Source organism: Brevibacterium sp. S22 (genome assembly GCF_004745485.1).
Taxonomy (GTDB): domain Bacteria; phylum Actinomycetota; class Actinomycetes; order Actinomycetales; family Brevibacteriaceae; genus Brevibacterium.
In genome coordinates this window covers 1-24,337 of the sequence record NZ_RHFG01000006.1, presented here as the reverse complement: position 1 = coordinate 24,337, position 24,337 = coordinate 1, and the positions used below count along the sequence as shown (strand labels likewise).

The following is a 24,337-nucleotide window of genomic DNA, read 5'->3' as shown; positions in this document are numbered from 1 at the left end:
CGACCTGGGACTCGACTGGCAATTCTGTCGAAATCGAGGGCGTGGTTTGAAACAAGTCTCTTATTTCAACACGATAGATGAGACACTCCCCAAGAACTGTTTGATGTAAAGGATGACGCGTGCTCACACTGAAAGAGGTTTCCCTGCGCAAAGGGAAGCGGACATATCTGGACGAGGCGAGTTTCACCGCCGAGGCGGGCCGGATCACCGCAATCGTGGGAACCCGCTCGGCCGGCCGCACCGAACTGGTGCGCATCATCATGGGCCTCATCGCCGCTGATGAGGGCACCGTCGAACTCGAGGACTTCGAACTCGACTTCGGCGACCGGCAGAACTTCGGCTATCTGCCCGCCGAACGCGGCGGATACCCGAACATGCGCGTGCTCGACCAGATCGTCTACCTCGCCCGCCTGCACGGGATCACCCTGGGTGCGGCAGAACGCAATGCGCTGACCCTGCTGGGTCACCTCGAACTCGCCGACCGCGGGTACGCTCCGCTGAAGAACCTCTCCGGCGCCGAGGTCGCCCGCGTCGACATCGCAGCGACTCTGGCCGCCGACCCGGACGTCGTCGTCATCGACGATGCCTTCGCCGGCCTCGACGCGGCCTCGCTGCGACTGGTCACGGCCCTGCTGCGGGCCCACGCATCCTCAGGAGCGCCCGTCATCCTGGCCACCGACGACTGGGAGGCCGCACAGACCTTCGCAGACGACGTCATCATCCTGAGCCAGGGCAGGGTGACCGCCTCGGGCAGCGTCGAGAAGCTGCTCGGTGCCCCGCACTACCGGATCGAGACGACCGACACCGAGGCGGCCGCATCCGCGCTGAGGACCCGGACGGGAATCAGCGACGTGCGCGAGGGCTCCACGGTGAGTTTCCGTGCCGATGATGCGAAGACAGCCGCCGCTGCCGTGGCCGAGCTGAAGAGTGTGAAGAACTTCGAAAGTGTCCGCCCGACACTGGCCGAGCAGTACAAGGAGGCTCTGTAATGGCGCGCAAAGACAATGGTGCGAATGACGAGTCCCAGGAACCGCGCGTATCGAAGGGCACTGCCGGTGAAGGCATCGACGACCTCGGTATTCCGGTTGACGACGATGTGATCGAAGACGAGGCCACCACTGACGAGGCCGAGTCGGACGACGAGGCGACCGCGACCGGTGCGACCAAGGGGTCGGCCGCCTCGGCGAAGCAGGGCACCGAGGCGAAGGATCCAGCTGCGAAGGCCTCCGACGCGAAGGAAGCGGACGAGTCCGACGCCACCGACGGCCTCGACGATGTTCCCTTCGAACTGGCCGAGGACACCCCCGACCCTGACGAACTGCCGGAGACCGGGCTGGTCTCGGAATTCGTCGACGTCGGCAGCCGCCAGGCCGCGTGGCTCGTGTCGAATCGCGAGAGCACCACGGCCATGCGCGGCCCGTACTTCCTGGTCACCGCCGCTGTGATCATCCTCGGCGTACTGGCCGCGATCGTCTCCGGGATCGTTGCCGATGCGCAGAAGGATTCGGGCACCCCGACCATGGCGATGGTCGGAGTCGGCGAGCAGGCTCAGATGTACGAACAGCAGCTGGGTGTGGAGATCACCGATGCGAAGGATGCGCCCGCAGCCGAGAAGCTCGTGCGTGAGGGCAAGGTCGACGCCGCATTCATCCAGGACCCGAGCGGTCAGGGACAGCCGACGATCATTGCGCTGGACAAACAGCCCGATGCCCTGCTCGAGAAGCTCGCGCCGAAGACCGAGGCGACGCTGCTCGAGACCCCGGCCGTCGACGGTGCCGTGGCCACTCCGCTGCTGTGGGGAATGGTCGCACTCTCGCTCCTCGTCGTCGCCACTCTGGGCACCGCGCTGTACCAGAACCTGCGCCTGGAGAAGCGCAACCGGATCACCGAGATCATCGCGGCCACGATTCCGCCGCGCGCCTCGGCCTCGGGCCGGATCACCGGCATGCTGACCCTGGTCATCGTCCACCTCGTCGTGGCGGCCGTCATCACCGAACTCGGACTCTCGCTGTCGGGCAAGACCTCTCTGGCCTTCGCCATGCTGCCGGGCCTCGGCTGGTTCGCGCTGGCCCTGCTGCTCACCGCCTGGTCGGTCTTCGCATTGCTGGTCTGGGCGTCGACCGTCGTCGGGTCCAAGGCACGTGCCACCTTCCTCACGATCATCGGCGTCATCACCGTGGCGGGCTTCTTCGCCCCGGTCCTCATCGGCCCCACGGGCACCGTCGCGAAGGTGCTGTCGTGGACGCCGTTCACCTCGCCGCTGGGCATCGCCGGCCGCTCCTTCGCCGGTCAGACCGATTGGTGGGAAGGCCTCGTCGCCGCCGGCATCGCTCTCGTCCTCGCCGTCATCCTCCACGCTCTGGCCTCGGGAGCGTACGTGCGCTCGGTGCTGTCCGGAGGCGGACGCGGCGGCAAGACCGTGAAGATGAGCAAGCGCGCACAGAAGGTCGGTGCCGTCGCCTCGCCGAAGAGCTCCGCGAAGTCCGATTCGACCGCGACAGACTCGGACGACGCCGATTCGGATGATTCGGACACCGCCGAGGATTCGACCGATGATTCGGACACAGCGGTCGATGAGGAGTCGACGGCCGCCTCGGCGAAGGAATCCGGCGCGAAGAGATCGAGCCAGAAGTCGGACGAGAAGTCCGACGCGACGGACGAAGAGGACGCGAAGTCGGCGGATGAGTCCCGCGACGACAAGTGACCGAAAGCGCTGAACCGCAGGTGGGGGTCGGTCCGTGGACCGGCCCCTGGCCTGTGGAAGAGCACTTCGATCCGGAGCTGCTGGCTGAGGGCGATCGGCGCAATGTCGTCGATCGGTATCGGTATTGGAAGCACGATGCGATCGTGGCCGACCTCGATGCCTCGCGGCACGACTTCCATGTCGGAGTCGAGAACTGGCAGCACGACCTCAACATCGGTTCGGTCGTGCGCACCGCCAACGCGTTCAACGCCGCAGCCGTGCACATCGTCGGCAAACGCCGCTGGAACCGGCGCGGGGCGATGGTCACGGACAAATACCAGCACGTCATCCACCATCCGAGCGTGGACGACCTGCTCAGCTGGTGCGCCGAGAACGACGTGCCGCTGCTGGGCATCGACAACTTCCCGGACTCCGTGCCTTTGGAAACCTACGACCTGCCCAAGCGCTGCCTGCTCCTGTTCGGCCAGGAAGGACCGGGGCTGAGCGAGGAAGCGCATCAGGCGAGTCGGGACGTGCTCTCGATCGCGCAGTTCGGATCGACGCGGTCGATGAACGCCGCAGCCGCTGCCGCGATCACGATGCATTCCTGGGTCCGCCGCCACGTGTACGACCAGCCCGTGAACTGACGGTTTCGTCGGGGCGGAGGTGCTGCCCGCGCCGAGGAAGCTGTGGCCTCCTCGGGCAGGTGCGGTTGATGCCATTGTTGGGTCGATCCACGGTGTTCTGAGCGCGGAAATCACCGTGGATCGACCCCACAATCCAACTCCGCCGGGCGCAGCAGCGTATCAGCCGGTGGGTGAGGCGCCGAAGGTGCTGTACCTTCGCCGGGGTTGGGCGGAGTAGACACGGACGATGCTGACTGTGCGAAGCGGACACGAAGAAGCGCCGAGGCGGCACGAATGATTTCGTGCCGCCTCGGCGCTTCTGTGCTGCCGGACCGAGTCGCTCGGGTCCTCGGCGGAACCGGAGCGACTCGGTCGCTGCCTCAGCTGAGGTCGGCCGCCTGGGGCTCGATGAGTCCGCCCAGTTCGGCGAGCTCCGCGGTCAGCGAATCCGCGTCGTCGAAGGTGCGGGTCATGACCGTCAGGCGCTTGGCGTAGTGACCGATGGGGTATTCCATGGTCATACCGATTCCGCCGTGCATCTGGATCGATTCCTGGCTGATGTTGCGAGCTGCCCGGTCGACGATGATCTTCGCAGCGATGACGTCGCGGTGGCGGTCCTTCTCGGCTCCGGGGACCTCGGAGGTCACGGCCAGACGCGAGTACAGCGCCATGCTGCGTGCGTACTCGAGCTCGGCGTAGAGGTCTGCGGCGCGGTGCTGCAGAGCCTGGTTCGCACCGATCGGAGCACCGAACTGCTCACGGGTCTTCAGGTACTCGGCGGTCATCGTCAGCGAGGCTTCGAGTGCACCGACGGCCTCGGCCATGATCGCAGCGTTGCCCAGGTCGAGGACCTCGGACAGGACGGCGTTGGCATCGGCGGCGTCGAGGCGCTGAGCGGCGACACCGTCGAGCTTGAGGTTCGCGCTGCCCAGGCCATCGGCCTGGCGCTGAGCGACGCGGGTCAGACCTTCGGCATCGGCGGCGACGAGGTAGAGTCCCAGTTCGCCGTTCTGCGAAGCGGTCACGACGAAGTGGTCGGCGACGTCTCCGCCGAGCACGTTGTTCTTCTCACCGGTGAGGGTGAAGCTGCCGTCGGCACCGGAGACCTGAGTCTGCGGGGCGTCGACGGCGTAGCGCAGTCCGGGCTCGAGCGCTGCGAGAGCGAGGAAGGTCTGGCCCTCTGCCACACCAGGCAGGATGGCCTGCTTCTGCTCTTCGCTGCCGCCGAGCAGGACGGCATTGGCGCCGAGGACTGCGGTCGCCAGGAACGGTTCGAGGACGAGCGAGCGCCCGAACGCCTCGGCGACCACGGCCACCTCGTTGAAGGTCATGTCCGCGCCGCCGTAGGACTCGGGGATCGCGAGTCCGAGCAGTCCCATCTCGGCGAATGCCTGCCACTTCTCGCGGGAGATGCCCTCGTCGCTGCGAAGGATCTCTTCGCGCTTGGCGATGTCGTACTCGGTGCGCAGGTACTTGTTCAGTGTGCTGGAGAGTTCTTGCTGAATGTCGTTGAGTTCAAGATCCATGGTTGTCCTTCTTGGGAGATCGGATGAGCGTCGGTATCTCAGAGACCGAGCAGTGCCTTCGAGATGATTCCGCGCTGCACCTCTGACGAACCGCCGTAGATGGTGACCTTGCGGGTGTTGAAGTAGGCGGGCAGCGCATCGACGGCGCCGTTGGGCAGGTCGGACAGGCCCTGACCCTGCACGCGGTCGGAGACGAAGTCGAGGCCCTGCGGGCCGAGCACGTCGACGAGGAGTTCGGAGATGTCCTCCTGCAGCTGCGAGCCCTTGAGTTTGAGCACCGAGGAGCGCGGATCCGGCTTGTCGGACCCGGCGGCCTGGGTCGAGAGGATCCTCAGCTGGGTCATCTCGAGCGCGGTGAGCTCGGCTTCGATCTTCGTCAGACGAGCGGAGAACAGAGGATCGTCGAGGAGTGTGCCGCGAGCGGTCTTCGTCACCGCGGCATAGGCCTTGGCGCGGGCGAGGTTGACCTTCGAGCCGCCGATGCGGGCGATTCCGGTGCGCTCGTTGCCGAGGAGGAATTTCGCGTATGTCCAGCCCTTGTTCTCTTCGCCGACGAGGTTCTCAACGGGCACCTCGACATTGTCGAAGAAGACTTCGTTGACCTCATGCCCGCCGTCGATGAGCTGGATCGGACGGACGGTGACGCCGGGGGTCTTCATGTCGATGAGCAGGAAGGAGATGCCGGCCTGCTTCTTCACATCCGGATCGGTGCGCACGAGGTTGAAGATCCAGTCGCCGTACTGGCCCAGGGTCGTCCAGGTCTTCTGACCGTTGACGATGTACTTGTCGCCCTTGCGCACCGCGGTGGTCTTGAGGGAGGCGAGGTCCGAACCGGCGTTGGGCTCGGAGAATCCCTGCGACCACCAGATGTCGATGTTCGCAGTGGCGGGCAGGAAGCGCTCCTTGATCTCCTGCGAACCGAAGGTGGCGATGACAGGACCGACCATGGAGACGTTGAACGGCAGCGGCTGCGGAACGCAGGCCAGCTGCATCTCTTCGAGCCAGATGTGACGCTGCACGGGGGTCCAGTCCTGGCCGCCCCATTCGACCGGCCAGTTCGGCACGGCATAGCCGTGCTGGTTGAGGATCCGCTGCGAGGTGACCATGTCTTCCTTGGTCAGCTCCTGGCCGGTGGCGACCTTGAGGCGGAGTTCCTCAGGGATCTCCGTGCGGTAGAACTGACGCATCTGCTGCGCGAAATCGCGCTCTTCCGCATTCAGTAGTGTGTCCATGTGAACTCCTTATAGATCGTTCAGTAACTTTCCTTCAATGGTACGGTCCGGTGTTCCGGCTCACAAGTGGGTGAGGCTGAGATCCTCGCCGAGGCGGCCCTCCTGTCCGATCGGATGTTCATATCACAATCGGCTAACTTTGTTTCAAGAATGTATTACTACACCTATCGCGAGTGGTAAGACTAACTCAGGAATTCCATTGTCGAATCCGATTGAGAGTCCCTCCGGCCGGACCCCGTGCCGCTGGGCCCCGCATTCCCCGCCGCAGAAGATCCCCAGGGGTACGGAAAGCTGAGCAACGTGTCAGGCAGGACCACGCGCATCCCCCAAGTCGCACCGTCGCGACGACTCTTCGGTTATGGATCCGAACTCTCGACGGTCGTCGACGCGATCTCCGGACAGAAGCATCTGGGTGCGCTCATCGTCGGCGCGGCGGGAGTCGGGAAGACCGCGCTGCTCAATGCCGCACTCTCCCGTCTCGACCCCGATCTGTCGGTCACCCGCCTGCGCGGATCGGAGACCGCGCGGGTGCGCAACCTCGGAATCTTCGAAATCCTGCTGTCCCGGGAAGGCATCGACACAGACCTTCCGCCCGGTCGAGCGCTGTCGGTGATCGGTGATCTGTTCGAACGGCGAGCTGAGGGAGGAGACTTTCTGGTCGTCGTCGACAATGCCGATCTCGTCGACGATCACTCCCTGGCGGTGCTGGCCCAACTGACGGACGCGCGCAGGATCAAGCTCGTCATCGCCGCAGAATCCGTGCGCTCCCCGGTCGACCTCATCGCCGGGCTGTGGCTGGCCGGAAGTGTCGTCAGGATCGATCTGGACGGTATCGACGAAGCCGATGCGGCAGCGATGATCAACAGCAGCTCAACGCCGGAGAGGCCCGGCTCATCGATCTCCTGGCTCGCGGTCTCTCCGTTGCGGAGATCGCAGCCGAACTCAACCAAGTCACTGGCACCGTGAAGAATCGACTCTCGGCGCTGTATCGCAAATTCGGGGTGACGAACCGTGCAGGGGTCCTCCGCCGGGCCCGATCCTCCGGATTCCTTGCCGATTCTCAGTCCGAGGAGACGCATACCTGAGACCAGGCGGGACGCACCCGCCCCGGCTCTCACGCCGTCACAAGGTCCCGCCTCCGGAACCCGACCATCCCAGGCCCGACGAGGACCACAGTAATGCCGACCAACCACAGCACCGCCTCGGCGGAGAGATCCTGAGCCGGGTATTGGCCGATATGGGTGAACAGGGACAGATCGAGGATGGCATCGTCGAGCTGCATCAGCCCGCCGAAGAGGGCGAGGACCGCCGAGGCGCCGAAGACGATCCAGCTCAGGCTCATCAGCCGCGGGGCGAGGCCATAGAGCAGTTAGGCGAAGCCGAGCAGAGCCCAGATCGACGGCGCCTGCGCGAGGTGTCCGAGCAGGGCAGGCCACAGCAGGGACCAATCGTCCATCGACACCGCGGCCCCCACCCCTTCGCCGAGACCGGCCATAGCCAGCAGCCACCCCGCCCCGAACAGAGTCACCACAGCCCACGACACCAACCAGCCAGCACGGGAAACCGCGGCGGCGAGCACCGGCTCAGTGTGGAACGCGGACTCCTCAGACCGCAGCCCGCCAGCGGCGATGACCGCATAAGCGGCCACGATGATCGCGAAGTACAGGGCCATATAGCCGAGGTACCCGTCGACGATGCCAGACCGTCCGCCCATGATCGACAGAATCTCCGGCGGCATCCCCGCCGCGCCTTCGTCCATGGGGCCGGTGAACGAACCGAACACCACCCCCATCACCAGCATGCTCAGCGACCACCAGATCAGGCTCGATGCCTGCAGGCGCAGTGCCAGACTGGGCGGCGTCGACAGCAGCAGTCCTGCCTGCGACCGGCCCAGCCGTTCGGCGACGATCCCGGCACCCAGATCGCGACGGGACTGCAGCACCACGGCCACGACGACGAGGACTGCGAACAGACCGGCCGAATACAGTAGCGGCCACCAGCGGTCGAGGGTGAACGGCGCCGTCTGCGGCGCCCACCCCAAGGGCGAGAACCACGACAGCCAATCGAGCGAACCTCCGGAAACGTGCGACATATCGCCGATCCCGCGCAGGACGAAGCTGAGCGCCAGCACCGCGCCGGCCATCGACGAGGCGGCCCTGGCGAAGGCACTCAGCTGCACCGTGACCGCGGTGACGGCCGCGAAGACACAGCCCACCGCGCCGATCCCGACCGCGAACAGCACCGTCGCCGACCACGAATCCGGTTCGGCCTGAGAGAATCCGAACGCCGCCGCCATCCCAGCAGCGAGCAGGAGATTCATGAACACCGTGAGCACAAGGGCCGCAATGAGCTGAGTATGCCGACCGGTGACGCTCGCGCGGACGAGCTCGGCCCGCCCGGTCTGCTCCTCGGCGCGAGTGTGCCGAGAGACCGTGAGGATCGACATCAGAGCCGCCCCGATCATGAGGAACACTCCGTACATGCCGACGATGAACCGCGGGACGGTCACCTGGTCGAGCCCGTAGCCCGGACCCGTGATCAGCGCCATCACCGGATTTTTCGCGAACGCCGTCATCGCCTGCAGCGAATCCGAGTCCATGACCACGGCGATCGCATTCGCGAAATACGCGGTGAGCGCAGACAGGGCAAGCACCCAGATCGGCAGCCACAGCCGGTCCCGCCGCAGCATGAACCGCAGTAGATGGCCCAGCCCTGCCAGGTTCCCCTCGCCGAGGCGGCCGGCCCCTTCGCGTTCATGTGCACCACGATGGCGCGACGACCGAGGTGCTGTGGGCCCACCGCCGTGGATGGGGCGATCCCCATCGTCCGTGTGCGCGGCCAGCAGATTCATGACTCCTCCTTGCCGTAGTGACGCAGCAACAGCTGCTCGAGGGTCGGCGGGGTCGCGGTGAGCGATTCGACATCATGCTCTCCGAGTGCCCGCATGATACGGGGCAGCTGCGCCGTATCGGCGCTGAAATGCAGCCGCGAACCTTCGCGGACGAGGTCGTGGACTCCGGTCATCTCGGACAGGGCGGGCGCATCGTGTTCGAGACCGACGGCGATCGTCGTCCGCGACAGGTGCCGCAGCTCGGACAGAGTTCCCGTCTCGACGATGCGACCGGAGCGGATGATCGATACCCGATCGGCCAGTGCCTCGACCTGGGCGAGGATGTGGCTGGAGAGCAGCACCGTGCGGCCGGCGTCCTTCGCCTCGCGGATGCAGTCCTGGAACACCGCCTCCATGAGCGGGTCGAGCCCGGCCGTCGGTTCGTCGAGGAGCAGCAGTTCGACGTCCGAGGCCAGTGCGGAGATGAGCGCGACCTTCTGCCGGTTGCCCTTCGAATAGGTCCGGCCCTTCTTCCGCGGATCGAGGTCGAAGCGTTCGATGAGTTCATCGCGACGTCGTCTGTCGACCCCTCCGCGCAGCCGGGCGAACAGGTCGATCGCCTCACCGCCGGTCAGCCCCGGCCACAGTTCGACATCGCCGGGTACATAGGCCAGACGGCGGTGCAGGGGCACCGCCTTCGACCAGGGATCCTCGCCGAGGAGGCGCACCGTACCGGCGTTGTGCCGCAGGATTCCGAGCAGGATCCGGATCGTCGTCGACTTGCCGGCGCCGTTGGGGCCGAGGAAGCCGTGGACCTCGCCGCGGTCGACCTCGAGGTCGAGGCCGTCGAGTGCGCGGACACGTCCAAAGGACTTCACGACCTCGTGCATCGAGATCGCCGCCGAGGCGGATGCTCGGTTGTCGTCGGTACGACGGGTGCGGGTCACAGTGCTCATGGTTCCTCATCTCCTAGGTCAGAGTTGTCGGGGACGGATTCGAGCGCTCCATGCAGGTAGAGATCGAGCAGATGCGGGGCGAGTCGGGCCATCGTTCCGGCAGTGTCTTCGGTGCCGAGAACCGAATGCAGACGATGTTCGAGCAGGGAGGGTGCCAGAGCCATGACCGCGATGGTCGCCGCCTGTCCGTGGGAGTCCTCGCTCTGTCGGAAGGTGTATCCGGCGAATCCCTCGGTGATATAGGACTCGACGAGGTTGACATAGTGGTCGAAGTAGCGCTGTCCGTGGTCGCTGGGCTCGAGCAGGGACTTGACGAGATAGTCAACTGCCGTGGCCAGTTCGGGGTCGTCGAACATCATCTGCACTGCCATGGTGGCGTATTCGGCATTGCGCGCCTTTGCGCTCGTTATCAGGTCGAACACGTGATCATCGCAGGCGCTGCGCAGCCCGTCCTTGGAACCGAAATGGTGGATGACCAGCCCGGGGGAGACCGCGGCCGCAGCGGCGATGCCGCGGACAGTTGTCTTCGTGAACCCATGAGCGGCGAACTCGGCGACGGCGGCGGAGAGGATCTTCTGCGCCGTCTCCGGGGAGGAGTTCGGAGAGCGGCGCGGGCTGGAATCGGAAGTCGTTGAACGCATGTTTAATATTAAACGCGTGTGCAATCGTGGATGTCAATGGCGCAGCCGGAAAATTCCGCTCCCTCTATTTACATACAACCATTCGGTTGTATGATGGATTGTATGAAAGGACTTCTCGATGACGAGGCGGATGCGCTCTTCCAGGCATTGGCCGACCGGACCCGGCGCGATATCGTGCGCAGAGTCGCGGGGGAGGGCCTTTCGGTGTCCGATCTGGCAGCCGACTACGAAATGAGCTTCGCCGCAGTGCAGAAGCACGTCGCCGTCCTCGAACGTGCAGGATTGGTGACGAAGCGCCGAGTCGGTCGAGCGCAGATCGCCCACACAGAGGTGGGTCCGCTTCGCGCCATCAGGAGCATGCTCGCCGAGCTCGAAGACCAATGGGTCGACCGGGTGCAGAGGATCGACGACCTTCTGGCCGGGGATCACCAGGCCGGGTCGTGAAGCCAGCCAACACAATGTTCGAGGAGCAGCAATGCCGGTCATCGACACTTTCACAGACGAAGAGACACTGACGCTGACGATCGTCGCCGAATTCGCGGCGCCGCTCGACCGGGTGTGGGAGATCTACGCCGACCCCCGCCAGCTCGAGCAGATCTGGGGCCCTCCGACGTACCCGGCCACGGTCGTCGACCATTCGCTCGAGTCCGGCGGCAGAGTCACGTACTTCATGACGAGCCCGGAAGGTGAGAAGTTCTGGGGACTGTGGGAGGTGACCGCTGTTGATCGTCCCACGCGCCTGGAATTCCGCGACTACTTCGCCGATGAGAACTTCGCCATCGTCGAATCGATGCCCGGAAGCAGGTGCGTCTACAGCTTCGAAGCGACCGAGAACGGGACCCGAGCCACCTATGAATCGATCTTCGACTCCGTCGAGGCACTGCGCACCGTGGTGGAGATGGGTGCCGTCGAAGGAACGACAGGAGCGCTCAACCAGATCGACGAGCTGCTCGCCGGCTAAGCCTCCGTGCGCGCCTGCATGGAATGCGCCGGGGCGTCGGGTCGGACCGGGATGATGAGGGCCAGACCGACGGCGAGGACGACGAGGATGCCCAGCGTCCCCGCCCGTTGGAAACCGAAGATCATGATCGCCAGGGCGAACATCGCCGGACCCAGGAAGCTCACGGCTCGACCGGTCGTGGCGTAGAGGCCGAAGTTCTCCCCGGCCGATTCCGGTGGGGTGATGCGGGCCAGGAACGACCGACTCGACGCCTGGACCGGACCGACGCAGAAGCTCAGGATCAGGGCGCAGACCCAGAACACGGCCGCCTCGGCGCTGAAGAGGATCGGCAGCCCGCCGAGGATGATGACGACGAGGCCCGCGATGATGACGGGCTTCGGTCCGAGGCGATCATCGAACCAGCCGGCGATCATCGCACCGGCACCGGCGGCGACGTTCGCGGCCACGCCGAGGATGATGATCTCCGAGGCGGAGAACCCGTAGCTGCCGGCAGCGAGCACACCGGCGAAGGAGAAGATCGCGGCGAGTCCGTCCCGGAAGACCGCCGAGGCGATGAAGAACCGCAGCGTCTGATGCTCGCTCGACCACATCCGGATGAGACGACGCACGAGGCCCGCATAATCGGAGAGGAACGCGCGGATCGGGTGCCCGCCCGAGGTGCCCTTGACCTTCGCGCCCGGTGCCGAGAACAGGACGGGGATCGCGAAGATCGCGAACCACACGGCGGACAGGACCGCGACGATGCGGAATCTCAGTCCCTCCTCGTCGCTGGCGCCGAGGAAGCCGACCTCGGGTTGGATGACGAGGACGAGGAGGATGACGAGAAGGACCAGCCCTCCGACGTAGCCCATGCCCCAACCGAATCCGGAGACCTTGCCGACGTTGTCGGGGTGGGATATGCGGACCATGATGCCGTTGTAGGACACCTCGGCGAATTCGAAGAAGACGCTGCCCACGGCCAGGAGCAGCAGACCCAGCCACAGATAGTCGGGGGAATCGCGGACGAAGAAGAGCCCGAACATCGTGAGCACGACGATTGCCGTGTGCACGCCCAGCCACAGGCGATGCCGACCTCCGGCATCGGCCCGGGTGCCGGCGGCCGGAGCGATGACGGCGATGACGAAACCGGCCGCGGCCATCGACCAGCCCAAGGCCGAGGAGCCTGCCTCCTCGGTGGCGGCGACGGACTTCGTCAGATACGGAGCGAAGACGAAGGTGATGATCACGGCGTTGAAGGACGCCGAACCCCAGTCCCATAGAGCCCAGTTGAAGATGCGCAGGCGATTGCCCGAACCGGTTCCCGAACCGGGCGGAGTCAGAGTCGAGGCCATGAGGCCACTGTACTGAATGCAGAGTCCGAAACGAGGTCTCAATCTCGGGCTGATTCTCTCGTTCGCACTTTCATTCCCTTAAGTAATGTCTCCCGATTCCGGAACTGATGAACTCCATTCGTGACCAGGGATAACACCCCTGGCATGCGGGTTCCAGCTGAAAGCTGTCTTGAAGGTGGCTGAGGAATGGGGCAGAGTGAAGCGGTAATCCCATCATTCGATCAGGAGGACGAAGTGAGCGACTCCGACACGAACTCCCAGCCGGGTAACGGGCTCGGCCCGGGTCCAGAAGAGCAGCTGCTGTTCGGCGAACCCGACCCCGTCGAACTGCACCTGCCTGAGAAGTACCACATCGGAGACACCGACTCCGATGACGCAATCACGAAGAAGCTGCAGCGTCAGGGTGTGCGCATCGGCAAGGGCATGATCGCCCCACGTGTGTTCTGGCCTGCGTTGGTCATCATCGTTGCCATCGTCGTGTTCTCCGTGGCCCTGCCCGAGAGCACAGGCAATGTCATCTCGACCGTCCAGAACTGGATCGTCTCCCAGCTCGGCTGGTATTACATGCTCGTCGTCGGACTCTTCGTCGCCTTCGCGATCATCGTCGGCTTTTCGAAGTACGGCAAGATCAAACTCGGCAAAGACGACGACCAGCCCGAATTCGGGCTCATGTCCTGGTTCGCCATGCTCTTCGCCGCCGGCATGGGCATCGGCCTCGTCTTCTACGGCGTCGCAGAACCGCTGACCTACGCCACCACCGGACCGAAACCCGGCTGGCCGGGCGGCGAGGTCGAGAATGCGCAGATGGGAATGGCGCAGACCTTCGTCCATTGGGGACTGCACCCCTGGGCTCTCTACGCCGTGCTCGGCATGGCGCTGGCCTACGCCATCCACCGTCGTGGACGTCCCCTGTCGATCCGCTGGGCGCTCGAACCGCTGCTCGGCAACAAGGTGAAGGGCTGGGTCGGTGACCTCATCGACATCATCGCGATCTTCGGCACGGTCTTCGGCATCGCCACCTCGCTGGGCCTCGGCGTCCAGCAGATCTCCGCGGGGCTGAAGCACATCGGAGTTGTCGGCGACTACGACAACACGTTCCTCATCATCCTCATTGTCATCATCACCTTCCTTGCCACCGCCTCGGTGGTCTCGGGTGTGGGTGCGGGCATCAAGTGGCTGTCGAACATCAACCTCACGATGGCCGGCGTCCTGCTGATCACGGTTCTCGTGCTGGGGCCGACCCTGTTCCTGTTCCAGAACTTCGTCGAATCGCTCGGCGTCTGGTTGGCCAACGTGCTCGATATGACCTTCGACATCGGAGCCTACTCCGGTCAGGAAGGCGCTGATTGGAACTCTAGCTGGACCTTGTTCTACTGGGGCTGGTGGATCGCCTGGGCGCCGTTCGTCGGTGTCTTCATCGCCCGCATCTCCCGCGGCCGCACCGTTCGCGAGTTCATCGCCGGCGTCCTGCTCGTGCCTTCGATCGTCGGGTTCTTCTGGTTCTCCGTGCTCGGCGGCACCGGAATCTACCGCCAGATCTTCGGTGCCGGCGATCTCGTCGATCCAGAGGAAGGCGTCGTCGCCGAACGTGTACTCTTCGACGTCCTCGGTGCTCTGCCGCTGGGCTCGATCCTCTCGGTCGTCGCGATCATCCTCGTGGCGATCTTCTTCATCACCTCCTCGGACTCGGGTTCGCTTGTCGTCGACATGCTCGCCTCGGGCGGACACCCGAACCCGCCGATCTGGTCGCGCGTGCTGTGGGCAGTGATGGAGGGTGCGATCGCCATCGCTCTGCTCGTCGCCGGCGGACTGACCGCTCTGCAGGCGGGTTCGCTGGTCACGGCTCTGCCGTTCTCCATCATCTTGCTGCTTGTCTGTGTGTCCACGCTCAAGGCCTTCGGAAAGGAGGCTAAGCGGACCGCCGCGATCGAACGGGCCGCTCGCTACCGTGCGGTCGGTGAGCACCTGGCCGACGACTTCGACGAATACCTGGGCGAGAAGGTCGACGAACGCATCGACTACCGCCTCAGCAGTTCGCAGGGTCTGCTTGGCAAACAGCGATCGAAGTCTGGTTCCCGAGAGACCAAGCGCGGCGTCCGCGAGGTCCCGACCCGGGAGGCGGAGACCCCTCCGGACACCGAGTCCTGACCCGCACCGAGGCGGCCCGTCCGAGGCTTACACCCTGACTGTCCCATCGGGCAGAGTCTCTCGCCCAGGCGGCTCATCACCGACGAAACCGCTCGACCGACCGGTCGAGCGGTTTCGACGTTCACGGGCCATGTCAGGGGTGGGCATCCTCGGCGAGGGAAGGTCCCGTTGGGACCTCCTGCCATGGGCAGGACGGAACGAGTAGGCTGGTGGCAGCAGAAACGGCCGACCCCGACCAAGGAGCAAGTATGCCCATTGCCAGCCCCGAAGTGTATGCCGAGATGATCGACCGCGCGAAGACCCAGGGCTTCGCCTACCCCGCGATCAACTGCACCTCCTCGCAGACGATCAACGCCGCCATCCGCGGCTTCGCCGAAGCCGGTTCCGACGGCATCGTGCAGATCTCCACGGGAGGCGCCGAATACATGTCCGGGCCGACGGTCAAGGACCGTGTGCGCGGTGCGATCGCGTTCTCCGTCTTCGCCGCCGAGGTGGCCAAGAGCTACGACGTCAACATCGCGCTGCACACCGACCACGCCCCGAAGGACGCCGTCGAAGCTTGGGTCAAGCCCCTCCTCGCCGCGTCGACCGAGCGCGTGAAGAACGGCGGCGAGCCCTACTTCCAGTCGCACATGTGGGACGGTTCCGCGGTTCCGCTCGACGAGAACCTCGTCCTCGCCGAGGAGCTGCTCGAGCTCTCGGCGGCAGCGCACTCGATCCTCGAGATCGAGGTCGGCGTCGTCGGCGGCGAAGAGGACGGCGTCGAGAACGAGATCAACGACAAGCTCTACACCACCGTCGAGGACGGACTGGCCACCGCGCGGGCGCTGGGCACCGGCGAGAAGGGCCGCTACCTCACGGCTCTCACCTTCGGAAACGTCCACGGCGTGTACAAGCCCGGCAATGTGAAGCTGCGCCCCGAGCTCCTCGGTGAGATCCAGGAGAAGGTCGGCGCCGAGGTCGGCAAGAAAGATCCCTTCGACCTCGTCTTCCACGGCGGCTCGGGTTCGAGCGCAGAGGAGATCGCCGAGGCGGTCCGCCACGGAGTCGTGAAGATGAACATCGACACCGACACCCAGTACGCCTTCACCCGCCCTGTCGTCGAGCACATGTTCCGCAACTACGACGGAGTGCTCAAGATCGACGGCGAGGTCGGGGACAAGAAGCTCTACGACCCGCGCTCCTACGGCAAGGCGGCGGAGAAGGCCATGGCCGAACGCGTCGTCGAAGCCTGCCAGAACCTCGGCTCGGCAGGCACCAGCCTGAAGAAGTGAGCCGGCGGGCAGCAGAGCCTGCCCCGTGAACCGTCGAGAAACGGGCCAAGCGTCGAGAAACGCATGTGCACACCCGTGTCTCGGCGCTCAGCCCGTTTCTCGGCGAGATTCCACTGTGAATGGCACGAGGCCCGGGACGCCATTGTCCCGGGCCTCGTGGTGTCCCGCGGATCGGCGATGACGAATCGTCAGCCGACCGCGAGGGTCATCAGCCTTCCGGCACCGCCTCGCCGGCCTTGAGCCGAGCCACGCGCTGATCCCAGAAGTCGGCGTTGCGCACGCCGATCTTCTCGGGCTCGAACACCGGGTCCAGGCCGTGCTTGGTCTGGCGTTCGAAGTCGCGCAGGAGCTTGAACGCCGGCTGCTGCAGGATGAGGATGCCGATGATGTTCAGCCAGGCCATGAGGCCCACGCCGATGTCACCGAGCGCCCAGGCGCTGCCCGCGGTGGACATCGCACCCACGGCGACGGCGACGAGGATGAGCAGCTGCAGCACGCGCTTGCCGACAGCGATCACAAAGGTGTTCTTGACCTTGCCCAGCAGGTACACGAGGTTCGTCTCGGCCATGTAGTAGTAGGCGACGATCGTGGTCAGTGCGAAGAGGAAGATCGAGATCGCGATGAAGCTGGCACCGAAGCCGTGGATCATCGAGTCGAGTCCCGCCTGCGGCCACTTCTCGCCCGGAGTCGCAGCGATCTCCTCGGCCATCTGTCCGCGGCCGGTGCCGATGATCGTCGTCTCGTCGGCGTCGAAGACCTTGTACATGCCGGTCGAGAGGATCATGAACGCGGTCGCCGAGCACACGAACAGGGTGTCGATGTAGACCGAGCCGGCCTGGACGAGTCCCTGCTTCGAAGGGTGCGAGACCTCGGCGGCCGATGCCGCGTGCGGTCCGGTGCCCTGCCCGGCTTCGTTCGAGTAGATGCCGCGCTGGACGCCCCACTGGACGGCCATGCCGATGATGCCGCCGAAGGCCGCTTCCGGTCCGGCATCGATGCCGAAGGCCGAGGTGAACATCAGCTGGACGACCGGAATGATCTGGTCGGCGTTGATGATCGTCACGGCGATGGCCGCAATGATGTAGATGACGGCCATGAAGGGCACTGCCAGCGAAGCGAAGTGCGCGATGCGCTTGATTCCGCCGACGACGATGAAGCCCATGATGATGACGAGCGCGATGGCGGTGCCCCAGGTCGGGACGCTCCATGCGTTCTCGACGGCGCCGGAGATCGCATTGGATTGGATGCCCGGCAGCATGAAGGACATGGCGATGACGGTCACGGCAGCGAAGACCATGCCGTAGACCTTGAACAGGCCGCGGGCCTTGGTGTGGCGGTAGGCCTTCTCGATGTAGAAGGCCGGGCCGCCGCGGTACTCACCGGTGCGGGGATCCTGTTCCTTGAAGATCTGTCCCAGGGTGGATTCGACGTAGGACGTCGAAGCGCCGAGGAGGGCCGAGATCCACATCCAGACGACGGCACCCGGGCCTCCGAAGCCGATGGCGGTGGCGACGCCGGCGATATTGCCGACGCCGACACGGCCGGCCAGAGAGATCGCGAGGGCCTGGAAGGACGAGACTCCCTCATTGGAGCTCTTGCCCCTGTACATCTGCCTGAAGATGGCTGGGATCTGGCGGATCTGAACCGCGCGGGAGCGGATCGTGAAATAGACACCCGCGCCGAGACACAGGTAGACGAGGGCGGAGGACCACACAACTCCGTTGAGCCAGTCGATGAAAGCGGACACGCTTCTCCATTCGTTCTTCCGCGCCGGGATCGCCGACACGGTGTTGCTTATCTAGCGTCTGTGCCAGAGCGCCGGCCGGCGATTCAGCGGCCAGTATCACGAGTGTTTCCCATGTGTTCTCTGTGATGCACCTCATAAGTCAAACCGATTGTCATCGGTGACGCAAATCGCATTCGCCGACGCAGTTTCCCGTTCCGGCAAAAGAGGTTTCGCTGTGCCGGGCAGGGCCGCCTCGGCGAATTGTTGCGAAGTCATTGCGAACTGGATCACTTCATGTGGGTCAGTTCACTATTTGGGACGGGAACCGTATGATGTGGTGCGGATCTCTTCGAGCAAAGAAGACACGAAGAGCACTTTTGAAACGACAGGAACACCATGAAACGACGAACCGGTGCAAAGGCTGTGGCCATCGCCGCAGCCGGAGCTCTGCTCCTCTCCGCCTGCTCGACCTCGACGACCGGAGGCGGCGGCGGGGACGACAAGGGCGGAATGCTCACGGTCGGAACCACGGACAAGGTCGTGGCTCTCGACCCGGCTGCTGCGTACGACAACGGAAGCTCGCTCGTCGAACAGCAGATCTACCCGTATATCCTCGCCTACAAGCCGGGCACGGCCGAGCTCAACCCCTCGATCGCCGAATCGGCTGACTTCACCGAGCCGACGAAGTACGAGGTCAAGCTCAAGGACGGGCTCAAATACGCCAACGGCAACGAACTGACGTCCTCGGACGTGAAGTTCTCCTTCGACCGGCAGCTGAAGATCCAGGACCCCAACGGGCCCTCCTCGCTGCTGGGCGGACTGAAGTCCGTGGAGACCCCGGACGAGAAGACCGTCGTCTTCAACCTCAAGCGCAAGAACGACCAGACCTGGCCGGGAGTGCTGGCCAGCGCCGCCGGACCGATCGTCGACGAAGACGTGTTCTCGGCCGACAAGGTCACGAAGGATCAGGACATCGTCGACGGCAAGGCCTTCGCCGGTCCGTACACGATCGACGGCTTCAAGTTCAACGAGCTGATCACCTACAAGGCCAACCCGGACTACAAGGGCTTCATCGAGCCCGCGAAGACCGAGACCGTGCAGATGAAGTACTACTCGGACGCGAACAATATGAAGCTCGACGTCCAGGAGAACACCATCGACGTGGCCTGGCGTTCGCTCTCGGCCACCGACGTCGAGGACCTCGGCAAGAACGAGGACCTCAAGGTCCACAAGGGCCCCGGCGGCGAGATCCGCTACATCGTGTTCAACTACGACACGATGCCCTTCGGTGCGAAGACCGATGAGGCCGATGAGAAGAAGGCGCTCGCCGTGCGCAAGGCCATGGCCGACTCCGTCGACCGTCAGGCCATCGCCAGCCAGGTCTACAAGGACACCTTCACCCCGCTGTACTCGCACGTGCCCGACGGACTGCCCGGCTCCGACGAGCCGCTGAAGTCCGAATACGGCGACGGCAAGGGCGGCGCCGATGTCGAGAAGGCGAAGAAGGCGCTCAAGGACGCCGGAGTCAAGACCCCGGTCGAGCTCAAGCTGCAGTACAACCCGGACCACTACGGTCCGTCCTCGGGCGATGAGTACGCCCTGGTGAAGGACCAGCTCGACAAGACCGGGCTGTTCAAGGTCAAGCTGCAGTCGACCGAGTGGGTGCAGTACTCGAAGGACCGCACCGACGACGTCTACCCGATGTACCAGCTGGGTTGGTTCCCGGACTACTCGGATGCCGACAACTACCTCGTGCCGTTCTTCTACGACACGGATGAGACTCCGTCGTTCCTCGCCAACCACTACCGTGACGAGGCGATGAACAAGGAGCTCAACGCTCAGTCCTCGATCGCCGATGAGGGCAAGCGCGAAGAGGCTCTGAAGAAGATCCAGGGTCAGCTGGCTGACGAACTGCCGACCCTGCCGCTGCTGCAGGGCAACCAGATCGCCGTGTCCGGCAAGGACGTCAAGGGCGTCGACGACACCCTCGACCCCGCTTTCCAGTTCCGTTTGCCGCTGCTGAGCAAGTGATCACCCACACGAGGTGCAGGTGAGCCGACCGGTTCGCCTGCACCTCGTGGCGCGTTCGCGGTGAGGTCCGTACATCTGCAGTGACCCCTCACCGAGGCGACCTCTGCCCGTCCCTCGCCGCGAGCGCCTCGAAACACATCCCATAAGGAACACATGTCTGCTGCCATCAGCGAACCAGGGGCAGAGGCCGCCGAGACTTCGGTCGCGGTCAAGAAGCCCTCGGGAGGCGGTCTGGGACGCTATGTCCTCATCCGCTTCCTCCTCATCATTCCCACCATCTTCATCCTCACCACTCTGGTGTTCTTCCTCATGCGCATCACCGGTGACCCGATCACCGCAGCGCTGGGCGGACGCCTGACGAAGGCCCAGCTGGCCGAGCGCGTCCACGCCGCCGGCTACGACCGGCCCATCCTCGTCCAGTACTTCGAATACATGGGCAACCTGCTCAAGGGCGACTTCGGCACCGCGGTCTCCGACGGCCAGCCCGTCTCGTCGATCCTGCTCAACTACGGATCGGCGACCGTCGAACTCGTCTTCTACGCGCTCATCGTCGCGTTCATCCTCGGCATCCCGCTGGGCATGCTCGCCGCCTACCACCGCGACAAGGCCCCGGATGCGGCACTGCGTGTGCTCGCGATCCTCGGCTATGCGACCCCGGTGTTCTTCGCCGGCATGATCCTCAAACTCATCTTCGGCGTCTTCCTGCCGGTCCTGCCGGTGGCCGGCCGCGGCACCACGGAGACCGAGTACATCATGTCCGGTGTCGTCGGCCCGACGAGGTTCTACCTCATCGATGCTCTGCGCATCGGCAACTTCTCCGTCCTCGGCGATGTCCTCGCCCATGCGGTGCTGCCGGCGATCGCGCTCGGCGTGCTCACCGCCGGAGTTTTCCTCCGACTCGTGCGCACGAACCTCATCGGCACGCTCGAACAGCAGTACATCGACTCCGGTCGATCCCGCGGAATCTCCGAATACCGCCTGGTCACCAAGCATGCGTACCGTCCTGCGCTGATCCCGATCATCACCGTCATGGGCATGCAGATCGCGCTCATGCTCGCCGGCGCCGTGCTCACGGAGACGACGTTCGAGTGGAAGGGACTCGGCTTCAAACTCGCCGAATACCTGACCGCCCGTGACTTCGTGGCCGTCCAGGGAATCGTCGTCTTCCTCGCCGTCATCGTCGCGGTCACGAACTTCCTTGTCGACGTCATCGCCGCGTTCATCGACCCGAGAGTGAGGTACTGATGTCCACTCCAGAGACTCCACAGAACCCGGGCCCGGATGAGACGGCCCAGACCTTCGCCGAGGAGCCTCCCGGCTCCGGTGTCCCCGCAGTGGCGTTCGACGACCGAACCAGGAAATCCTGGTTCTCCCGCCTGCCGATCATCTCCCACCTGAGGCAGTCGGTCGGTCTGCAGCGCGGAATGCTCATCACCGGCTTGGTGCTGTGCGGAATCGTGCTCATCTGCGCGATCTTCGCTCCGCTCATCGCCCCCTACGGGTTCAACCAGCTGGGCACCTCCGAGGGCAACTTCGGCTCGAAGCTGCCGCCCGGCGGAACCCACATCTGGGGCACGACCGTCGGCGGCTACGATGTCTTCTCCCGTGTCGTCTGGGGCGCCCAGACGGCTGTGGCCGTCATCGTCGTGGCCGTGGTCATGTCGATCTTCGCCGGTGTCATCCTCGGTCTCATCTCCGGTTACATCGGCGGTTGGCTCGACCGCATCCTCGTCGTCGTCGCCGATGCCGTCTACGCCTTCCCGACCCTGCTGTTGGCGCTGGTCATGTCGATCGCGATCTCCGGCGGTCAGTCGAGTGCGTGGGGCGGCATCGCCGCGGCCGCGTTCTCGATCACGGTCGTCTTCATCCCGCAGTACTTCCGCGTCGTCCGTGCCGAGACCCTGCGTCTGAAGGCCGAGCCGTTCGTCGAATCGGCGATCGTCCTCGGCGCGTCGAAGACGCGGATCATCTCCAAGCACATCTTCCGCAATGCCACGCGGACCCTGCCGCTGATCTTCACACTCAACTCCTCCGAGGCGATCCTGACCTTGGCCGGACTCGGGTTCCTGGGCTTCGGCATCGAACCCACCTCGGCGTCGGAATGGGGATACGACCTCAACAAGGCACTGCCGGACGTCACCTCCGGCGTGTGGTGGACGGCGGTGTTCCCGGGCCTGGCCATCGTGCTCACGGTGCTGGGAATCACCCTGGTCGGTGAGTCGATGAACGACCTCAACGATCCGCGTCTGCGCGTGCGACGCAAAGCCAAGCTCAAGAACACCAAGTCCGCGGAGGTCACGGCATGAGCAAGCAGAAACACGAGCAGACCGCCTCGGCGACCGGCAGCATCCTCGACGTCGACGGCCTCGACGTCACCTTCTCCACCGACGGCGGGGACGTCCACGCCGTCAAAGACGTATCGCTGAGCGTCTCACCCGGTGAGGTGCTGGCGATCGTGGGCGAGTCGGGGTCCGGCAAGACCGTGACCGCCCGGTCCATCCTCGGGCTGCTGCCGGAGACAGCACAGCGCTCCGGAGCCATCGTCATCTCCGGGCAGAACGTGCTCAGCGTCTCCGCCGATGAGCTGCGGGCCATGCGCGGCCGGGATGTGGCGATGGTCTTCCAGGAGCCGTCGACCGCGCTCAACCCCGTGTACACGGTCGGATGGCAGATCGCCGAAGGCCTGCGCGCCCACGATAGGAAGGCGAGCAAGGCCGACCTCAAGGCACGCGTCGTCACGGCCATGCAGCAGGTCGGGATCCCCGATGCCGAAAGCCGTTTCGACTACTATCCGCACCAGTTCTCGGGCGGGCAGAAGCAGCGCATCGTCATCGCCATGGCCTTGGCTCTCGGCGCGAAGCTCATCGTCGCCGACGAGCCGACCACCGCCCTCGACGTCACCGTGCAGGCGGAGATCCTCGACCTGCTGCGCGAACTGCGGGACGAGACGGGCACGGCCATCGTCCTCATCACCCACAACATGGGCGTCGTCGCCGACCTCGCCGATCGCGTGGCCGTGATGCTGCGCGGCGACCTCGTCGAGGTCTCGTCCGTCGAGCAGCTCTTCAATGATCCGCAGGAGCAGTACACGCGTGAGCTGCTCGCGGCAGTGCCGCGGATCGGGTCGACCGTGGCCGGCAGTCGCAAGGCGGCCGCCGCCGAGGCGGAACCCCGGTCCGGTGCGACCGCGGGGGATCCGTCGTCGACGGGTGAGACATCGGACGGTGCCGGTTCACGCCGCACCGACTCAGCGGGGGAGACCTCGGTCGGGACCGCCTCGGCGAAGGAGAGAGATGCACGCGAATCGATCGTGACCGCGCGCGATCTCGACATCGTCTATCCGGGCGGAATCGGCAAATCGGACTTCCACGCGGTGAAGAAGGTCAGCTTCGACATCAAGGCCGGCGAGGTCTACGGACTCGTCGGCGAATCGGGGTCGGGCAAGACCACGATCGGGCGTGCGATCGCGGGCCTGACCAGGGCCAGCGGCGGCAGCCTCGCGGTGCTCGGGCACGAGATGGTCGGGTTCAAGGAGCGTGCGTTCTCGAAGATCCGGCGACGGATCGGGTTTGTGTTCCAGGACCCGGCGGCCTCGTTCAATCCGCACCTGACGATCGGGGAGTGCATCGCCGAACCGTTCGCGATCCACCGGCGGGAGATGAGCCCGTCCGACAGGTCGCAGCGAGTGCTCGAACTCCTCGATTCCGTGCAGCTGCCGAAGGCGTATGCGGCCCGCTATCCGCACGAGCTCTCAGGCGGTCAGCGCCAGCGGGCGTCGTTGGCGCGTGGGCTGGCGCTCGATCCGGAGCTGCTCATCGCCGATGAGCCGACCTCGGCTCTCGACGTGTCGGTGCAGGCGAAGGTGCTCGAGCTCTTCGTCGAGCTGCAGAACCGCTTCGACTTCGCGGCCCTGTTCATCAGCCATGACCTCGCCGTGGTCGATATGCTCTCCGACCGCATCGGGGTGCTCTTCCACGGTGAGCTGCTCGAAGAGGGCACGGGTGAGCAGGTGCTCGGATCACCGGACAACGACTACACGAAGCGTCTCATCGCGTCGCTGCCGGTCCCGGACCCGAAGGAGCAGGCTGAGCGCCGCGAACTGGCCAGAACCCTCCGCACCGCCCCCTGATTACTGCCTGACGGCGGCCCAGCAACCTCGCGCTGTGAGTATTGACAGTGGCTGGTCTGGGACTGGCTGGCAGAGTAGGTGTTGGCCTCTCCATCCCGTGATCGTGACTCCACCTCGCGCTGACCCACACAGTGGTGTCGTGACCTCGATTTGTCCGATCACATGGATGGTGCGGCCGGCACCAGCTCGGCCCACCTCGGTAACTTGATCAGAAGGCTGTCCACCCCCTGAAACCAAGGGAGT

General features: G+C 64.9%; 20 protein-coding genes. 12 read left to right on the top strand and 8 right to left on the bottom strand.

What is annotated here, in order from left to right; translation table 11 throughout:
* The first annotated feature begins 119 nt into the window (after positions 1-119).
* The 3 genes from EB835_RS07485 to EB835_RS07475 are packed head-to-tail and all read left to right on the top strand — an operon-like array spanning position 120 to position 3,330.
* Positions 120-989 carry an ABC transporter ATP-binding protein gene (locus EB835_RS07485; protein WP_135808849.1) on the top strand — a complete coding sequence of 290 codons (870 nt, stop codon included), beginning with the start codon at positions 120-122 and terminating at the stop codon, positions 987-989.
* A complete protein-coding gene (locus EB835_RS07480) occupies positions 989-2,704 on the top strand; it encodes an ABC transporter permease (RefSeq protein WP_135808848.1) in 1,716 nt (571 codons plus the stop codon). The genes EB835_RS07485 and EB835_RS07480 overlap by 1 nt, the downstream gene beginning before the upstream one ends.
* A complete protein-coding gene (locus tag EB835_RS07475; RefSeq protein ID WP_135808847.1) occupies positions 2,701-3,330 on the top strand; it encodes an RNA methyltransferase in 630 nt (209 codons plus the stop codon). The genes EB835_RS07480 and EB835_RS07475 overlap by 4 nt, the downstream gene beginning before the upstream one ends.
* Positions 3,331-3,689: 359 nt before the next feature.
* Here EB835_RS07475 and EB835_RS07470 read toward each other — a convergent pair whose 3' ends face one another.
* Together EB835_RS07470 and EB835_RS07465 are read right to left on the bottom strand one after the other, a co-directional pair.
* Positions 3,690-4,835, bottom strand: a complete 1,146-nt coding sequence (locus EB835_RS07470; RefSeq protein WP_135808846.1) for an acyl-CoA dehydrogenase family protein — start codon at positions 4,833-4,835, stop codon at positions 3,690-3,692.
* Between the two features lie 38 nt (positions 4,836-4,873).
* Positions 4,874-6,067 carry an acyl-CoA dehydrogenase family protein gene (locus tag EB835_RS07465; protein ID WP_135808845.1) on the bottom strand — a complete coding sequence of 398 codons (1,194 nt, stop codon included), beginning with the start codon at positions 6,065-6,067 and terminating at the stop codon, positions 4,874-4,876.
* A 300-nt stretch (positions 6,068-6,367) separates the two neighbouring features.
* Between EB835_RS07465 and EB835_RS07460 the strand changes: the two genes are divergently transcribed.
* On the top strand, positions 6,368-7,033 hold the full coding sequence (locus EB835_RS07460; RefSeq protein ID WP_168216657.1) for an ATP-binding protein: 666 nt from the start codon (positions 6,368-6,370) through the stop codon (positions 7,031-7,033).
* A 148-nt stretch (positions 7,034-7,181) separates the two neighbouring features.
* Here the strand turns inward: EB835_RS07460 and EB835_RS20595 are convergent, their stop codons facing one another.
* From EB835_RS20595 to EB835_RS07440, 4 genes are read right to left on the bottom strand one after another with little or no spacing between them, the layout of a single operon-like run.
* On the bottom strand, positions 7,182-7,409 hold the full coding sequence (locus EB835_RS20595) for a hypothetical protein (protein WP_240688620.1): 228 nt from the start codon (positions 7,407-7,409) through the stop codon (positions 7,182-7,184).
* Positions 7,410-7,436: 27 nt separating this feature from the next.
* Positions 7,437-8,918: an ABC transporter permease gene (locus EB835_RS07450; RefSeq protein WP_240688619.1), complete on the bottom strand. Its 1,482-nt coding sequence runs from the start codon at positions 8,916-8,918 to the stop codon at positions 7,437-7,439.
* Positions 8,915-9,853 carry an ABC transporter ATP-binding protein gene (locus EB835_RS07445; RefSeq protein ID WP_135808843.1) on the bottom strand — a complete coding sequence of 313 codons (939 nt, stop codon included), beginning with the start codon at positions 9,851-9,853 and terminating at the stop codon, positions 8,915-8,917. Before EB835_RS07445 ends, EB835_RS07450 begins: the two co-directional genes overlap by 4 nt.
* Positions 9,850-10,494: a TetR/AcrR family transcriptional regulator gene (locus EB835_RS07440; RefSeq protein WP_135808842.1), complete on the bottom strand. Its 645-nt coding sequence runs from the start codon at positions 10,492-10,494 to the stop codon at positions 9,850-9,852. Before EB835_RS07440 ends, EB835_RS07445 begins: the two co-directional genes overlap by 4 nt.
* Before the next feature lie 102 nt (positions 10,495-10,596).
* On the opposite strand from EB835_RS07440, the gene EB835_RS07435 reads away from it, so the two are divergent.
* Both EB835_RS07435 and EB835_RS07430 read left to right on the top strand, forming a co-directional pair.
* Entirely contained in the window at positions 10,597-10,938 is a 342-nt protein-coding gene (locus tag EB835_RS07435; protein WP_135808841.1) for an ArsR/SmtB family transcription factor, read from the top strand.
* A gap of 31 nt (positions 10,939-10,969) precedes the next feature.
* Positions 10,970-11,455: an SRPBCC family protein gene (locus tag EB835_RS07430; RefSeq protein ID WP_135808840.1), complete on the top strand. Its 486-nt coding sequence runs from the start codon at positions 10,970-10,972 to the stop codon at positions 11,453-11,455.
* Here EB835_RS07430 and EB835_RS07425 read toward each other — a convergent pair.
* Positions 11,452-12,786: an MFS transporter gene (locus EB835_RS07425; RefSeq protein ID WP_135808839.1), complete on the bottom strand. Its 1,335-nt coding sequence runs from the start codon at positions 12,784-12,786 to the stop codon at positions 11,452-11,454. The two genes, EB835_RS07430 and EB835_RS07425, sit on opposite strands and share 4 nt — an antisense overlap.
* A 297-nt stretch (positions 12,787-13,083) precedes the next feature.
* Between EB835_RS07425 and EB835_RS07420 the strand changes: the two genes are divergently transcribed.
* Together EB835_RS07420 and fbaA are read left to right on the top strand one after the other, a co-directional pair.
* Entirely contained in the window at positions 13,084-14,934 is a 1,851-nt protein-coding gene (locus EB835_RS07420) for a BCCT family transporter (RefSeq protein WP_240688631.1), read from the top strand.
* A gap of 248 nt (positions 14,935-15,182) precedes the next feature.
* The gene (gene fbaA / locus EB835_RS07415) at positions 15,183-16,208 is read left to right on the top strand and encodes a class II fructose-bisphosphate aldolase (RefSeq protein ID WP_062240792.1); all 1,026 of its coding nucleotides are present in this window, start codon (positions 15,183-15,185) and stop codon (positions 16,206-16,208) included.
* Between the two features lie 208 nt (positions 16,209-16,416).
* Here fbaA and EB835_RS07410 read toward each other — a convergent pair whose 3' ends face one another.
* On the bottom strand, positions 16,417-17,955 hold the full coding sequence (locus EB835_RS07410) for an alanine/glycine:cation symporter family protein (protein WP_135808837.1): 1,539 nt from the start codon (positions 17,953-17,955) through the stop codon (positions 16,417-16,419).
* Positions 17,956-18,330: 375 nt separating this feature from the next.
* Here EB835_RS07410 and EB835_RS07405 point away from each other — a divergent pair, with 375 nt between their 5' ends.
* The 4 genes from EB835_RS07405 (at position 18,331) to EB835_RS07390 (ending at position 24,094) form a co-directional block, all read left to right on the top strand.
* The gene (locus EB835_RS07405; protein ID WP_135808836.1) at positions 18,331-19,965 is read left to right on the top strand and encodes an ABC transporter substrate-binding protein; all 1,635 of its coding nucleotides are present in this window, start codon (positions 18,331-18,333) and stop codon (positions 19,963-19,965) included.
* 153 nt (positions 19,966-20,118) lie between these two features.
* Entirely contained in the window at positions 20,119-21,210 is a 1,092-nt protein-coding gene (locus tag EB835_RS07400; RefSeq protein WP_135808835.1) for an ABC transporter permease, read from the top strand.
* On the top strand, positions 21,210-22,271 hold the full coding sequence (locus EB835_RS07395) for an ABC transporter permease (RefSeq protein ID WP_240688618.1): 1,062 nt from the start codon (positions 21,210-21,212) through the stop codon (positions 22,269-22,271). Before EB835_RS07400 ends, EB835_RS07395 begins: the two co-directional genes overlap by 1 nt.
* Positions 22,268-24,094, top strand: coding sequence for a dipeptide ABC transporter ATP-binding protein (locus EB835_RS07390; RefSeq protein ID WP_135808834.1), 1,827 nt, complete (start codon positions 22,268-22,270; stop codon positions 24,092-24,094). The genes EB835_RS07395 and EB835_RS07390 overlap by 4 nt, the downstream gene beginning before the upstream one ends.
* Positions 24,095-24,337: the final 243 nt, after the last annotated feature.

Excerpts from the sequence above, each read along its gene's own strand:
- EB835_RS07480 (WP_135808848.1), top strand. The coding sequence starts at position 989 with ATGGCGCGCAAAGACAATGGTGCGAATGACGAGTCCCAGGAACCGCGC.
- EB835_RS07400 (WP_135808835.1), top strand. The coding sequence starts at position 20,119 with ATGTCTGCTGCCATCAGCGAACCAGGGGCAGAGGCCGCCGAGACTTCG.
- fbaA (WP_062240792.1), top strand. The coding sequence starts at position 15,183 with ATGCCCATTGCCAGCCCCGAAGTGTATGCCGAGATGATCGACCGCGCG.
- EB835_RS07450 (WP_240688619.1), bottom strand. The coding sequence starts at position 8,918 with ATGAATCTGCTGGCCGCGCACACGGACGATGGGGATCGCCCCATCCAC.
- EB835_RS07470 (WP_135808846.1), bottom strand. The coding sequence starts at position 4,835 with ATGGATCTTGAACTCAACGACATTCAGCAAGAACTCTCCAGCACACTG.
- EB835_RS07405 (WP_135808836.1), top strand. The coding sequence starts at position 18,331 with ATGAAACGACGAACCGGTGCAAAGGCTGTGGCCATCGCCGCAGCCGGA.
- EB835_RS07435 (WP_135808841.1), top strand. The coding sequence starts at position 10,597 with ATGAAAGGACTTCTCGATGACGAGGCGGATGCGCTCTTCCAGGCATTG.
- EB835_RS20595 (WP_240688620.1), bottom strand. The coding sequence starts at position 7,409 with ATGAGCCTGAGCTGGATCGTCTTCGGCGCCTCGGCGGTCCTCGCCCTC.
- EB835_RS07445 (WP_135808843.1), bottom strand. The coding sequence starts at position 9,853 with ATGAGCACTGTGACCCGCACCCGTCGTACCGACGACAACCGAGCATCC.
- EB835_RS07425 (WP_135808839.1), bottom strand. The coding sequence starts at position 12,786 with ATGGCCTCGACTCTGACTCCGCCCGGTTCGGGAACCGGTTCGGGCAAT.
- EB835_RS07465 (WP_135808845.1), bottom strand. The coding sequence starts at position 6,067 with ATGGACACACTACTGAATGCGGAAGAGCGCGATTTCGCGCAGCAGATG.
- EB835_RS07395 (WP_240688618.1), top strand. The coding sequence starts at position 21,210 with ATGTCCACTCCAGAGACTCCACAGAACCCGGGCCCGGATGAGACGGCC.
- EB835_RS07390 (WP_135808834.1), top strand. The coding sequence starts at position 22,268 with ATGAGCAAGCAGAAACACGAGCAGACCGCCTCGGCGACCGGCAGCATC.
- EB835_RS07440 (WP_135808842.1), bottom strand. The coding sequence starts at position 10,494 with ATGCGTTCAACGACTTCCGATTCCAGCCCGCGCCGCTCTCCGAACTCC.
- EB835_RS07430 (WP_135808840.1), top strand. The coding sequence starts at position 10,970 with ATGCCGGTCATCGACACTTTCACAGACGAAGAGACACTGACGCTGACG.